The sequence below is a fragment of the Agrobacterium tumefaciens genome, from assembly GCF_013337285.1.
Classification (GTDB): Bacteria; Pseudomonadota; Alphaproteobacteria; order Rhizobiales; family Rhizobiaceae; genus Agrobacterium; species Agrobacterium burrii.
In genome coordinates this window covers 125,551-139,652 of record NZ_SUPW01000010.1, presented here as the reverse complement: position 1 = coordinate 139,652, position 14,102 = coordinate 125,551, and the positions used below count along the sequence as shown (strand labels likewise).

Here is a 14,102-nt window from a genome sequence, read left to right as displayed (position 1 = left end):
GCCAGCACGCCGATCCTCCACCGGCAGGGGCAGACCATATGGGCGTTTTCAGATGATTACAAGTATTGACAGCTTTTTACATATTTTTTATTCGTAGAGCGATTTTCGAAGACAGGCTTGACGATAAAGATCGGAACGGCAGCGCCCCCCGCTGATAAAACCCCGGTATTTCTGTTGCGGATGACATACAGGAAACCGTTCAACTTCAGCGATTTGCAACGAAAGGTGTGCTGATGGACAATATGACCACATCGCCGGCCGCACGCGGCGAGACCCGGCTCAGCGACATCGTCTACGAAAAGATCGTCGGCATGATTTCGGACGGGCGGTTTCCCATAAACGAGCGGCTACCATCCGAACAAAGCCTGGCCTCGCTGTTCGGGGCTTCCCGGCCGGTGGTGCGCGCAGCGCTGGAGCGGCTGCGCAATGACGAACTTGTCGTTTCGCAGAAAGGCTCCGGCTCCTACGTGCGCCAGCAACCCGACTCATCGGTGTTGCAGCAGGTGCCGGTCGGTTCGCTCGCCGACGTACAACGCTTTTTCGAGTTCCGGGCCGGCCTTGAGGCCTCGGGGGCAGAACTTGCGGCGCGCAACTGGCAGGCGGCCGACAAGACGCGGATCGAGCAGGCAATTGCCGCTCTGGAACAATGTCTCGAGCGCAACGATCTTGGCGCAGAGGAAGATTTCGCCCTGCACGAAGCCATTGCGAGGGCAAGCCATAACCAGTTCCACATCACCGTGCGGATCTGGTTCAAACCGCATTTCGCCATCGGCCAGTCGGTCACACGCAGTCTCAGCCTCAAACGCACGCCGCAGCATGTGCGCGAAGTGCAGAACGAGCACACTGCCATCGTCGAAGCGATTTTTGCGCGGCGCGAGCAGGCGGCGCATAACGCGATGAAAGACCACATCCTCAAAGCCCGCGCCCGCATGTTTCAGGGCGTCGGCGGCTAGAACCGATCCCGCAATTCAAAAAAACGAGGCCTAAACGGGCGATGGAGAATAATCAGTGAGCCAGCCGCGCATCATAGAACCGAAACTTCGATCCCTCGTCGATACGCCTTTGAAGGTTGGCGAATCGCCCGCATGGGACGAGCGGACGGGCAATCTGTGGTTCGTCGATATTCTCGCCCCGGCGATTTTCCGCCTGCATGCGGACGGAAAGCTGGACAGGTTCGACATGCCCGCCCAGGTGGGCTGTCTCGGTCTGTGCGACAATGGCCTTGTTGTGGCGGGCCTCAAGACCGGCGTGCATCTGCTCGACCCCGCAAGTGGCAAGCTCGACCTTCTGTGCGATCCCGATCAAGGGCGACTCGACAGCCGCCTGAACGACGGCAAGGTTGGCCCGGACGGGCATTTCTGGGTAGGAACCCGCGACGAGGCCGCCGTACCCACAGGCAATGCGCGTCTCTATCGTGTTGCGCCTGACGGCGGCATCGAGCGTATCATCAACGGCAATATGTTCACATCGAACGGGCTTGCCTGGAGCCCTGACGGAAAACGGATGTATCACTCCGACAGCAGCGGGCTCATGTATCAGGCATTCGATTTCGATGTCGCCACCGGCAAGCTCGGCCCGGCCGAACGCCTTCACGATTTCGCGCCCGACGAAGGCAGGCCGGATGGTGCTGCGACCGATAGCGAAGGCTGTTACTGGAGCGCCGGCGTTCAGGCCGGACGTCTCAACCGCTTTACGCCTGAAGGCGAGTTATTCGAGATCTACAGGCTGCCGTTCAAGGGGCCGACCATGCCGTGTTTCGGCGGCCCGGACCTTAAGACGCTCTATCTCACCAGTCTCGTGACCGAAACCAACGGTGTTTCCACGGCGGGCACGGTCGTTGCATTCGATGCGCCTGTCGCCGGCACGCCCGTGCACAAATTCTCCATCTGATACGCCCTTTTACCTTGAGGAACAAATTGATGACGACATTCGATTTTCGCCAGGCCCTGCAAGGCATCTCCGGCGTTCCCGTGACGGCTTATGATGCAGGCGGCGAAGTGGACGCCAGTGTCACCGCCGAGGTTTACGCCCGCGTGGCAAAGGCGGGCATCCATAATATCGTCGCGGCGGGTAATACCGGCGAGTTCTACGCCCTGACGCCCGCTGAAATTCTGACGGTCTATGAGGCCGCGATCAAAGGCGTGAACGGGAAAGCCCCGGTAACAGCGGCGATCGGGCGCTCGCAGCGAGAGGCACTGTCCATGGCGCGGCAGGCAAAGGAAATGGGCGCCTCTGCCGTCATGTCGCATCAGCCGGTCGACCCTTTTGCAGCTCCGCAATCACAGATCGACTATTTTATCGGCCTTGCAGAGGGCAGCGAATTGCCGCTGGTGGCCTATGTCCGTGCCGACGGTTTTTCGGTCGATGACATGGTCAGGCTTTCCAGCCACCAGAATGTCGCCGGCATCAAATTCGCCACCACCGACATCATGCTGTTGTCACGCGCGATTGCAGCTTCCGATCCGGACGGCGCTTTGTACGTCTGCGGACTGGCGGAAAGCTGGGCGCCCGCCTTCTGCGCGGCCGGCGCACGCGGTTTCACATCGGGTCTCGTCAACGTCGCGCCGCAGTTTTCATTGCAGGTCCTCGACGCACTGACATCAGGGGATTTCGACGCGGCCCGAAAGATCGTCGAAAAGATCGAGCTGTTCGAACGGCTGCGGACACGGTACCGCAACGGCGCGAATGTGACGGTGGTGAAGGAAGCGATGGAAATCCTCGGGCTTACGGTCGGTCCCGTTCGCGCGCCAGGGCTTGCGCGTCTCGATAAGCAAGATCGCGCCACACTTGAAGGGTTGCTTGCCAGCTGGCGGTGACACCGATCCGCGCTCAAGCCAGCCATCTGCAAAGGCCGAGCCTCAAGCTTGGCCTTTGTTAATGCTCAGCTTTCGGCCAACCTACCGATCCCCACCGCGACGCAATTTCTTGACGAAGATTTCGATACGGAAACCAATAGTTGACATTGCGACATCGACCCGATAGAAGAGGTAATCGAATTTGCTTGCTTAGCTTTGCTTATCACGTGTCTTGGCAACGCGTTCTGAACGAACCTTTCCTTTCAAAATCGCTATCATCATCCGCAGCGCCTGAGTGCTGTGGTTTCTCTATTGCTATGAAAGGGTTCATCATGACCACTGGCACAGTTAAATGGTTTAATTCCACCAAGGGCTTCGGCTTCATTCAGCCTGACAATGGCGGCACCGATGCTTTCGTTCATATCTCCGCCGTTGAGCGTTCAGGTATGCGTGAACTCGTCGAAGGCCAGAAGGTCAGCTTCGATCTGGAGCGCGACAACAAGTCGGGTAAAATGTCGGCCTGCAACCTGCAGGCTGCCTGAACGGGTATTTGCTTTCCTTTGACCACGGATGTACTGGCACTGCCGGAAGCATACTAACCCAATCAAGGCCAGGCACATCGCCTGGCCTTTTGTTTTTTGCTCGCTTGCCGAGCCTTACCACCGGAACACCGATGACAGAAAAATACAGCATCTCTCGCCAGAAGGCGGAGATTGCCTTCAGCCATATTCAGGCACCGTTTTTCGCGAAGGAAGAAGCATTCGAAGAGCTTGATTCCATTGCGCGATCCCGCGAAGCAAAGAGCCTGCGGCTTCGGGAAGCACGTCTTGCAAAAGAACAGTCGGACCGCGCTTCGGCCACGTCCGCTCTCCTCGCCAAGCGTGCACGCGGGCGCTAATCAGCGGAAAGAGGTGCGGCCACCAAAGGCCGGCCGGGATAATAAAAGAGAAATTCAGCCCCCGGAAAATTAAAGCGCGCATTGGCGTGGCTCAGATTTGAACCTGCGACGAGGCCGACAGTGTTTGCGAGTTTGGGGAAGCGGCTCATGGAACCTGAACCACCTCCCTCTTTTTAGCGCCTTGATCAGGCAACACACCGACTACAAGCAGACGCATTCCTCGTCAGCGGCGCACTCATTCTGCATGACCGAACGAAATCCGCTCAGCCAAACAGCGCAAGGCTGCTTCTGACCGTGACCCACACGCCCCAGAGAAGCGGTATGCCGACCGCAAGCCACGCGAAGGCGGCCTTGGCGTCGAGACCACCCCTGCCGATGCCGAATGAGCCGGTCGGGCCGGCGCTGGCGGCCGCGGTTTTCGCCTGAAGTGCGGCAACCTCCGCATCCGACATGAACCATTTTTCCGGCAGCGGCTTCACGAACGCGTTGGCGATAAGGCCGATCGCCAGCATGCCCGCCAATATATACATGGTGCTGGTGTATAGCGCCGGACCCGGTGCAACACCGGCAGCGATCTGCGCTTCACGGATGTAGTTGACGACCACCGGTCCGGCGATGCCGGCCGTTGCCCATGCCGTCAGCAGCCGACCATGGATGGCGCCGACGAACTGCGTGCCGAAGATATCAGCTAGATAAGCGGGAATGGTCGCGAAACCACCGCCATACATCGACAGGATGATGCCCAGAGCCAGAACGAAGAACGCCTTGGAGCCCATGGTCGCAAATGTCGGGGCCAGGGCATAGAGAATGATGCCGAGGATGAAGAAGCAGAAGTATGTGTTCTTGCGGCCCAGCTTGTCGGACATGGAGGCCCAGAAGAACCGCCCGCCGATGTTGAACAATGACAGCAGGCCGGTGAACCCCGCCGCAATGGCGGCGATCTGTGCCTTCTGACCGGCATCCAGATCCGCAAAACCGACGCCCGGAAGGCCGATCAGCGAACCGGCAAAGATTTCCTGCAACATGGGTGACGCCATGCCGATGACGCCGATGCCAGCCGAAACATTGAGGCACAACACCACCCATATCAGCCAAAATTGCTTCGTCTTGTGCGCATCGCGCAGATGCACGTGACGATGGGTGATCATCGCGCTTTTGGCTGCGGGCGCCGTCCAGCCTTCCGGACGCCAGCCGGCGGGCGGAATACGATAACCAAAAGCACCCGCCATCATGAAGGCGAAATAGATCAAGGCCATGACGACGAAAGTCTGCCACACGCCGACGGAGACATCCGTCTTGAAGGTGTTCATCAGGATATTGGCAAGTGGCGCACCGATCATCGCACCGCCGCCGAAGCCCATGATTGCCATACCGGTCGCCATGCCGCGACGATCCGGAAACCATTTGATCAGGGTCGAGACCGGCGAGATATAACCGAGCCCCAGCCCGATGCCGCCGATAACGCCGGCCCCGAGCCACATGAGCCATAATTGATGCGTCATGACGCCCAGCGCCGCAACCAGAATGCCGCCGCACCAGCAGCAGGCGGAGACGAAACCGGCCTTGCGCGGCCCTACCCTTTCCAGCCAGCCGCCCCAGATTGCCGCCGAGCAACCCAGAAGGACAAAAAACAGCGTGTAAATCCAGCCGAGATCGGCCACACGCCAGTTGCAATCCGTTGTGAACAACGCACCGACAAGGGTGATGCTGGAGCAACTGGGATCCGTCACCGGCAGCGCCTTCGACAGCGGCAGCCAGAAGACGCTGAAGCCATAGGCCATGCCGATGCATAAATGAATGGCCAGAGCCGCCGGCGGCACCAGCCACCGGTTAAATCCGGGTTTCGCTATGATCCGTTCGCGGTCCAGAATTCCGGCCTGCACCGGTTCTCCCGCAGATACGCCTGCTACTGCCATTGACACTACCTCCCTCGTGGATGTCTGGACAAATTTCGCGCCCCGTATGGCAGGGCGAAACCGCCGAATGCTCTCCCATGCGGCGAACGCGGCCCCCTCGCCGCCGCTCAATGTCTGGTTTCAGGAATGCTCGGTTCGGACAGGGACTCACCCGCAGCCGGCCCTTTGCCGCCCGGCGCACCCTTGGCATCCTCCCCAAGGCCGACCGCATCATCGACAGGCGTTCCGGGCCTTTTGATCTCCTGCGAGGCCGCTATCACCAGCGGCAAAAACTCTCCGGCACCGGCATCGACGATCTCGAAAAACCGGCGGCGCATGCGCGGCTCCCAGAATTTGTTGATATGGGTGGCGACGCCGTCGATGCGGACACCCTCCGGCTGCGAGAGGAAAAAAGTCGCGATCTGGTTCGCCATCCTCACCAGTTTTTCGTCGGTGTGATTAAGCAACATGCTGTTCCCCCGCGCCGCCTGCCGGTCGGCGTCCGTGTTTCAAATGACCGGGTCACCCCCGGCCCCGATTATTCGGCTGCCTCCAGCTTGCCGGTGATCCGCCGCGACCGGCGGCCAAGCGCGTCATATTCCTCCTGCCACTCCGTCGGCCCGTTCGAAGCCGACACCTGCACGGCGGTCACCTTGTATTCCGGACAGTTGGTCGCCCAGTCGGAGAAGTCGGTGGTGATGACATTGGCCTGCGTGCCCGGATGGTGGAAGGTGGTATAAACCACACCGGGGGCGACGCGGTCGGTGATCAGCGCTCTGAGCGTGGTATCGCCGGAGCGGCTGACGAGCTTGATCCAGTCTCCATCCTTGACGCCGCGCTGTTCGGCATCGTGCGGATGGATTTCCAGCCGGTCTTCCTCGTGCCACACGACGTTTTCCGTGCGCCGTGTCTGCGCGCCGACATTGTATTGCGACAGAATGCGTCCCGTGGTCAGAAGCAGCGGGAAGCGCGGGCCGGTGCGCTCATCCGTCGCCACATATTCGGTGCGGATGAACTTGCCCTTGCCGCGCACGAAACCGTCCACATGCATGATCGGCGAGCCCATCGGGAATTTCTCGTTGCAGGGCCACTGCACCGAACCGTTGACCTCCAGATAGTCATAGGAAACACCGGCAAAGCTTGGCGTGGTGGCTGCGATTTCGTCCATGACCTGCGACGGGTGCGTGTAATTCCAGCCAAGCCCCATGGCCTGGGCAAGTTTCTGCGTGACCTCCCAGTCCGAAAGGCCATTTTTCGGCGTCATCACCTTACGAACGCGGTTGATGCGGCGTTCCGCATTAGTGAAGGTTCCGTCCTTTTCAAGAAAGGTCGAACCGGGCAGGAAGACATGCGCGTAGTTGGCCGTTTCGTTGAGGAATAGATCGTGAACCACCACGCATTCCATGGCGGCGAGACCGGCGGAGACATGTTTGGTGTCCGGATCGGACTGAAGAATATCTTCGCCCTGAATATAGATGCCCTTGAAGCTGCCGTCGACGGCAGCATCCAGCATATTGGGAATGCGCAGCCCCGGCTCGTTGTTGAGCTTCACACCCCAGAGTTTTTCAAAGACGTCGCGGGTGGCGTCATCGGAAATATGCCGATAGCCCGGCAGCTCGTGCGGGAAGGACCCCATATCGCAGGAACCCTGCACATTGTTCTGGCCGCGCAGCGGATTGACGCCGACGCCGGGCCGACCGATGTTGCCGGTGGCCATCGCCAGATTGGCAATCGCCATGACGGTGGTCGAGCCCTGGCTGTGTTCGGTAACGCCCAGACCATAATAGATCGCGCCGTTGCCACCATTGGCAAACAGCCTTGCGGCACCGCGCAACTCCTCTGCCGGTACGCCGGTGAAGATTTCGGTTTCCTCCGGGCTGTGCTGGTGTTCCGCAACGAAAGCGGCCCAGTCTTCAAATTCCGACCAGTCGCAGCGCTCGCGGATAAAGGCCTCGTCGAACAGTCCTTCGGTGACGATGACGTGGGCAAGCGACGTCAGCACGGCGACGTTCGTGCCCGGCTGCAGCGGCAGGTGGAAAGACGCTTCCACATGCGGTGTGCGGACGAGATCGATGCGGCGCGGATCGATAACGATCAGCTTGGCGCCCTGGCGCAGCCGCTTCTTCAGGCGCGAGCCGAAAACCGGATGGCCGTCGGTCGGGTTGGCGCCGATGACAAGGACGACATCCGAGTGCTCGACGCTATCGAAATTCTGCGTGCCGGCAGAGGTGCCGAAAGCCTGTCCCAGACCATAACCCGTCGGCGAATGGCAGACGCGGGCGCAGGTATCGACATTGTTGTTGCCGAAACCGGCGCGGATGAGTTTCTGGACCAGATAGGTCTCTTCATTGGTACAACGCGACGAGGTGATGCCGCCGATGGATTCGCGGCCATAAGCCCCCTGAATCCGCTGGAATTCCGAGGCGACATGCGAAAAAGCCTCTTCCCACGTCACTTCCCGCCACGGATCGGAAATCTTCTCCCGGACCATGGGGTTGAGAATCCGGTCGCGGTGGCTGGCATAACCATAAGCAAAGCGGCCCTTGACGCAGGAGTGGCCACGATTGGCCTGCCCGTCCTTCCACGGCACCATGCGCACCAGTTCTTCGCCGCGCATCTCCGCCTTGAACGAACAGCCGACGCCGCAATAGGCGCAGGTCGTGACCAGCGAATGTTCCGGCTGGCCGATTTCGATCACCGATTTTTCGGTGAGCGTCGCCGTTGGACAGGCCTGCACGCAGGCGCCGCAGGACACACATTCGGAATCGAGAAACGCTTCATGCGCGCCGGGCGACACCCGGCTCTCGAAGCCGCGACCTTCAATCGTCAGCGCAAACGTCCCCTGCACTTCCTCACAGGCGCGCACGCAGCGGGAGCAGACGATGCATTTCGACGGATCATAGGTGAAATAAGGGTTGCTCTCATCCTTCGGCATCCAGTTGGCGTTGAGAAGGCCATCACCTGCACGGGCCTTGACATGGTTGTCGCCATCGTAACCGTAACGCACATCGCGCAGGCCCACGGCACCGGCCATATCCTGCAATTCGCAATCGCCATTCGCGGCGCAGGTCAGACAGTCAAGCGGGTGGTCGGAGATATAAAGCTCCATCACGCCCTTGCGGATCTGTTTCAGACGCTCCGTCTGGGTGTGCACGACAAGGCCGGATGCGACCGGCGTGGTGCAGGAAGCGGGGGTGCCGTTGCGGCCCTCCACCTCGATAAGACAGAGACGACAGGAGCCGAAGGCATCGACCATATCGGTGGCGCAGAGCTTGGGAACATCGATGCCCGCTTCCCTCGAAGCGCGCATGATCGACGTTCCCGCTGGCACGGTGATTTCACGGCCGTCGATAGTCAGTGTCACCATCTCGGTGGACAGGGATTTCGGTGTTCCGTAGTCGTTTTCAAAAACAAGGGCCATGGTCTTACTCCGCCGCTTCGATGCGTGGGATGGGTGCGAAATCCTGCGGGAAATGCCGCAGCGCGCTCATGACGGGATAAGGCGTGAAACCGCCAAGCGCGCACAACGAACCGAACTTCATCGTTTCGCACAGGTCTTCGAGCAGGGCTGTATTTCGCTCCCGCTCTATTCCAAGGGAAATCTTATCGACCGTTTCGACACCGCGCGTCGAACCGATGCGGCATGGCGTGCATTTTCCGCAGCTTTCTACAGCGCAGAACTCAAGCGCGAAACGGGCCTGACGCAGCATATCGGCCGTGTCGTCGAAAACGACGATGCCGGCATGACCGATCAGGCCGCCGGCGGCGGTAAATGCCTCATAGTCAAACAGCGTGTCGAACAGCGAGACGGGAAAATAAGCGCCCAGAGGACCGCCGACCTGAACCGCCTTGACGGGACGACCGGTAATCGTGCCGCCACCGATATCGTTGACCAGTTGCCCGAGCGGCAAACCGAACGCGGTCTCGTATAATCCGCCATGTTTGACATTGCCGGCAAGCTGGATCGGGATCGTGCCATGCGAACGGCCGATGCCGAAATCCCGATAAAAGGCCGCGCCGCGATCCATGATCACCGGGATCGACGCGAGCGAGATGACATTGTTGACCACCGTCGGTTTGCCGAACAGGCCTTGCAGCGCCGGAAGCGGCGGTTTGGCGCGCACCGTGCCACGCTTGCCCTCAAGGCTGTTAAGCAACGAGGTTTCCTCACCGCACACATAAGCGCCGGCCCCCATGCGCACTTCCATATCGAAGGCGCGGCCCGACCCCAGCACCGAGTTGCCAAGCACGCCTTCGCGGCGGGCGATCTCGATGGCCTTTTCCATCGTTCTGATGGCGTGGGGATATTCGGAGCGGGTGTAAATGAAACCCTTCGTCGCCCCGACCGCAAGCCCGGCAATGGCCATGCCCTCGATCAGCACGAAGGGGTCACCCTCCATGATCATGCGATCGGCAAAGGTGCCACTGTCGCCCTCATCGGCGTTGCAGACGATATATTTCTGGTCGGCCATGGCATCGGCGACGGTCTTCCATTTAATGCCCGTCGGGAAACCCGCGCCGCCGCGCCCGCGAAGGCCGCTTTCCGTTACCTGGCCGACGATCTCGGCAGGAGCCATGGAAACGGCTTTTTCCAGTCCTTTCATGCCCTGATAGGCGCGGTAATCCTCAAGCGACAGCGGATCGGTGACGCCGCAGCGCGCAAACGTCAGGCGCGTCTGGCTTTTCAGGAACGAAATATCCTTGGTAGGCCCAAGACAGAGCGCATGGTCGCCACCATCAAGAAAACCGGCGTCGAAAAGTGCAGAAACATCAGAAGCCTTGACCGGGCCATAGGCGATACGGCCGTGATCGGTGCGAACCTCCACCAAGACTTCCAGCCAGAGCAGGCCACGCGAACCGTTGCGCACGATGTGGACATCATGGCCTCGGGCGGCCGCTTCGCTCCGGATGCCTTCGGCAACGCGATCTGCACCGACAGCCAAAGCGGCGGAATCGCAGGGTACGAAAACGGTGATGCTCATCGGCGCGCCTCCGCCAGAATGTCGCCAAGACAGTGCTCGTCTACCCTTGCATAAACATCGCCGTCCAGCATCAGGGCCGGCGCCTGGGCGCAGAGCCCGAGACAGAAGACCGGCTCAAGCGTGACCGAGCCATCCGCAGCCGTCTCGTGCCAGTCAAGACCGAGCTTTTGTCTGATGGTATTGTTGAGAGACTCGCCGCCCATCGACTGGCAAGCCTCTGCCCGACAGAGCTTCAGGACATGGCGTCCACCGGGATGATCACGGAAGTCAGGATAAAAGCTGACGACACCATGCACTTCCGCCCGCGAGACATTGAGGGCCAAGGCAATGATCTGCTTGGCGCTTTCAGGCACATAACCGAACTCCTCCTGCACCCTGTGCAGAATGGGCAGCATCGGCCCTTCCAGATGCAGACAGTCTTCGATGATTGCGGAAACACGGGCCGCCTCATCCACGGCCACCGCACGAATATTCATAAGGCCAGTCCTCCCAAACCGACTTGGGGCAGATGGTTCGAACGGAGGACCTCCACATCCTGACCCGTTACGTCGCACCCGCCTGATGCCGGAAAGAATGGCTAGCTGATCCAGATCAGGTCAATAACGCCTTTCCGTCAGTCGATAGGAAATTTCTATCAAAAACGGAGGCGGCGGCGCGCAATCGCGCCTCGTGCAGCAGCGCCGATACGAGCGGCGTATGCGGTTCGCGATAGGTCGCAATCAGCCCGACCAGATGTTCCGCATCCGGCTCGGTGATGGGGATCATTCGTATCTGTTTTGGAAAACCGAACGATTCCGCAATGTTACGCGGCATTATCGAGGCCCATTGACCCGTGCGAATATGGGAAAAAAGCACGATCATCGAATTGGATTCGAGCGTGGGCTTCGCCTCGACACCCGCTTCGGCCATGTGCTTGTTGATAATACGGCGGTTTTGCATGTCGGAAGTCAATAGACAAAGCCGAAGATCCGAGACCTGCTTCCAGGTCACGTTTTCCTGATCGGCAAGCGGCGTGCCAGCTGCGGCGATCAAATGATACCGCTCCGAATAAAGAGGAACCGTGGTGACCCGGCCGAGCGGCTCATTGTCCAGATAGCTGATTCCCGCATCGATCTCGAGATTTTCGATCTGGCTCAGAACCTGCAGCGAGGTGCGGGAGGTGACGGAGAAGGTGACCGCCGGATGGCGCGCCTGAAACGGTTCGGTAAGACGCGGCACCATGGCAAGGGCGGTGGGGATGACGGCAAGGCGGATATGACCGGCAAGACCTTTGCGCGCCGCCCGCATTTCCTCCCGCATGGTGCGTGTATCGGCAACGATGCGCCTTGCCCATTCCAGAACCCGCTGGCCTTCCGGCGTCAGGCCCTGATACCGCGCCGCGCGCACGACAAGCACGACGCCGAGCTGATCCTCGAGTTGCCGGATGGCCGCAGAAAGCGTGGGCTGCGAAACGCCACACTCCTCCGCCGCCCGCCCGAAGTGCTCGGCACGCGCAAGCGCGATGAAAAACTCCAGCTTGTCGATCATCCTGCCTCCCGTAACACGTGTCGCTGTGTAGGACGACGTGCACGGCGACACTAACGTGAGGTGAGCCCCGTCGCAAATCCAGTCGCAGCGAAAGACCGCCGGATTGCGACACGTCTCCTTGAGTTTGCTGCAACACTTACCTCAACCATGCGTTATAACCCGCACGGGGATCAACATGCCGGGGGCAATATGGACGAGCACGCAGACATTCCGAAGATCAACCGGCTTGTGTTGCAAAATCTGATCGCCGGGTTGAGCGACGGATTGATCCTGCTCGAAAAGGACGGAACGATTGCCTGGGTAAACAGGGCGGCACTTCGTATGCACCGGATCGAGGCGCTCACGGATCTGGGAGAGGATGCAGCGGCCTACAGGCGCAATTTTACGCTTCGTTATCGCAACAACCATCTGCTCGAGGAGGGACAATATCCGCTCGAGCGTCTTCTGGCCGGCGATGATTTCGACGACGTGACGGTGGAAGTATCGCCGAGTGGCAATGAAGAGGAATGCTGGGTCCATACGATACGTGGCCTCGTTCTTGTGGATGCGGGTGCCAGGCCCGACGTTCTCGTCCTCATCATCCGGGACGAAACACCCCGTTTTGAGGCCGAAGCGCGCTTTGAAAGCGCCTTTAACGCCAACCCTGCCCCGGGCCTGATCTGCCGGCTGGAAGACAAGCGTTTCATCCGCGTTAATCAGGGCTTTCTTGAAATGACCGGCTTCACACGTGAGGAGATTATCGGCGTGAGCGTCGAGGAGCTTGGACTGTTTTCCGAATGCGACACCGGTGAGGACGCGCTGAAGCGGCTGCATGAAGGCAGGATCATCCGCCAGCGGGAGGCGCTTATCCCCATACCGGGAGGCGACAGACTGGTGATCGTCGCTGGCGAAACCATCGCGGTTGCCGAGGAGCCCTGCATGCTCTTCACCTTCGCCGATCTTGACGGGCGTCGCAGGGCGCAGAACGCGCTGCGCCAGAGCGAAGAACGGTTCTTCAAGTCTTTCCGCCTTTCACCCGCGCCGGCTGCCGTTTCGCGGCTGGAGGATTTCGTGCTGACTGAAGTCAACGACGCCTTCCTGCAACTATGCGGCCGCAAGGAGCCGGAGGTGGTGGGCAAAACCGCCGGCGAATTGCGACTTTGGGAAGACGTGGCGGCACGCCGGGATATAGAGAAACGGCTGAAGGACAACATCCCCATCCGCAATGAAAACATGCGCATGAAGCTGAGCGATGGCGGCGCTGCCGAATGCATCGTTTCTGCCGAACGCGCCGAGATCAACGACCAGCAATGCGTCATCTGGGCAATACAGGACGTGACCGAACGCAGACGCTCGGAAAATGAACTGATCGAGGCGATCGAAAGCGTGATGACCGATACATCATGGTTCAGCAGAACCGTCGTCGAAAGACTGGCGGGACTGCGGCAGAACGCGCGCAGCACGACGCCGTCGGCATCGCTGAAGGACCTGACGGATCGCGAGGAGGAAATCCTGTCGCTTATCTGTGACGGTTGCAGCGACAGGGAAATGAGCGACAGGCTTCATCTTTCCAAGCACACCATTCGTAATCATATCGCGTCGCTTTATGGCAAGATCGGCGTGAACCGCCGTACTGCAGCGGTCATCTGGGCACGCGAACGGGGCTTTTCCGGCCGCAGGGAAAAATAGCGGCCTGCTTTTGCAAAAATAGGTCACTTTATACCAGTTCAACTAGTAGAAAGTGCTCTGCTTCAGGCCATTGCGCCGCACTACCTTCACATCATGCCGTTGTCAGCAGCGGCAGTATCCAACGATGGAAGGAGTGCATCATGGACAAAAACCGTATCGAAGGCATTGCCCGCCAGGCCAAGGGAACCATCAAGGAAGCGGCCGGAAAGATTACCGGCAATGGGCAACTTGAAGCGGAAGGCAAGGCAGAAAAAGTCGCCGGCCACGCACAGGAGAAACTTGGCCGGGCGAAAGACGCCATCACCAAAGCATTAAAGTGATCTACCGATTGTTCAGG

13 protein-coding genes are annotated in these 14,102 nt (G+C 59.7%); 7 read left to right on the top strand and 6 right to left on the bottom strand.

The window, feature by feature from the left end; translation table 11 throughout:
- Positions 1-233: 233 nt before the first annotated feature.
- From FCH38_RS21400 to FCH38_RS21380, 5 genes are all read left to right on the top strand, one after another.
- A complete protein-coding gene (locus FCH38_RS21400; RefSeq protein ID WP_174375076.1) occupies positions 234-953 on the top strand; it encodes a FadR/GntR family transcriptional regulator in 720 nt (239 codons plus the stop codon).
- 55 nt (positions 954-1,008) lie between these two features.
- Complete coding sequence (locus tag FCH38_RS21395) at positions 1,009-1,890, top strand: SMP-30/gluconolactonase/LRE family protein (RefSeq protein ID WP_174375075.1); 882 nt, start codon at positions 1,009-1,011, stop codon at positions 1,888-1,890.
- A gap of 29 nt (positions 1,891-1,919) precedes the next feature.
- Complete coding sequence (locus FCH38_RS21390) at positions 1,920-2,816, top strand: dihydrodipicolinate synthase family protein (RefSeq protein WP_174375074.1); 897 nt, start codon at positions 1,920-1,922, stop codon at positions 2,814-2,816.
- 311 nt (positions 2,817-3,127) lie between these two features.
- Complete coding sequence (locus FCH38_RS21385; protein WP_153516092.1) at positions 3,128-3,337, top strand: cold-shock protein; 210 nt, start codon at positions 3,128-3,130, stop codon at positions 3,335-3,337.
- Between the two features lie 131 nt (positions 3,338-3,468).
- Positions 3,469-3,693: a hypothetical protein gene (locus FCH38_RS21380; protein ID WP_149901031.1), complete on the top strand. Its 225-nt coding sequence runs from the start codon at positions 3,469-3,471 to the stop codon at positions 3,691-3,693.
- Between the two features lie 263 nt (positions 3,694-3,956).
- On the opposite strand, the gene FCH38_RS21375 is transcribed toward FCH38_RS21380, so the two are convergent.
- The 6 genes from FCH38_RS21375 to FCH38_RS21350 all read right to left on the bottom strand — a co-directional run bounded on the left by FCH38_RS21375 (position 3,957) and on the right by FCH38_RS21350 (position 12,097).
- Positions 3,957-5,609 carry an OFA family MFS transporter gene (locus FCH38_RS21375; protein WP_149901030.1) on the bottom strand — a complete coding sequence of 551 codons (1,653 nt, stop codon included), beginning with the start codon at positions 5,607-5,609 and terminating at the stop codon, positions 3,957-3,959.
- A 107-nt stretch (positions 5,610-5,716) separates the two neighbouring features.
- Complete coding sequence (locus FCH38_RS21370; protein WP_174375073.1) at positions 5,717-6,058, bottom strand: formate dehydrogenase subunit delta; 342 nt, start codon at positions 6,056-6,058, stop codon at positions 5,717-5,719.
- A gap of 68 nt (positions 6,059-6,126) precedes the next feature.
- On the bottom strand, positions 6,127-9,009 hold the full coding sequence (fdhF, locus tag FCH38_RS21365; RefSeq protein WP_174375072.1) for a formate dehydrogenase subunit alpha: 2,883 nt from the start codon (positions 9,007-9,009) through the stop codon (positions 6,127-6,129).
- A 4-nt stretch (positions 9,010-9,013) separates the two neighbouring features.
- Entirely contained in the window at positions 9,014-10,570 is a 1,557-nt protein-coding gene (locus tag FCH38_RS21360; protein ID WP_174375071.1) for a formate dehydrogenase beta subunit, read from the bottom strand.
- Entirely contained in the window at positions 10,567-11,046 is a 480-nt protein-coding gene (locus FCH38_RS21355) for a formate dehydrogenase subunit gamma (protein ID WP_153516088.1), read from the bottom strand. The genes FCH38_RS21360 and FCH38_RS21355 overlap by 4 nt, the downstream gene beginning before the upstream one ends.
- A 115-nt stretch (positions 11,047-11,161) precedes the next feature.
- Entirely contained in the window at positions 11,162-12,097 is a 936-nt protein-coding gene (locus tag FCH38_RS21350; RefSeq protein WP_149901025.1) for a LysR family transcriptional regulator, read from the bottom strand.
- Positions 12,098-12,286: 189 nt separating this feature from the next.
- Between FCH38_RS21350 and FCH38_RS21345 the strand changes: the two genes are divergently transcribed.
- Positions 12,287-13,765: a helix-turn-helix transcriptional regulator gene (locus FCH38_RS21345; protein ID WP_174375070.1), complete on the top strand. Its 1,479-nt coding sequence runs from the start codon at positions 12,287-12,289 to the stop codon at positions 13,763-13,765.
- A 140-nt stretch (positions 13,766-13,905) separates the two neighbouring features.
- Positions 13,906-14,085, top strand: coding sequence for a CsbD family protein (locus FCH38_RS21340; protein ID WP_149901023.1), 180 nt, complete (start codon positions 13,906-13,908; stop codon positions 14,083-14,085).
- The last annotated feature ends 17 nt before the right edge of the window (positions 14,086-14,102 follow it).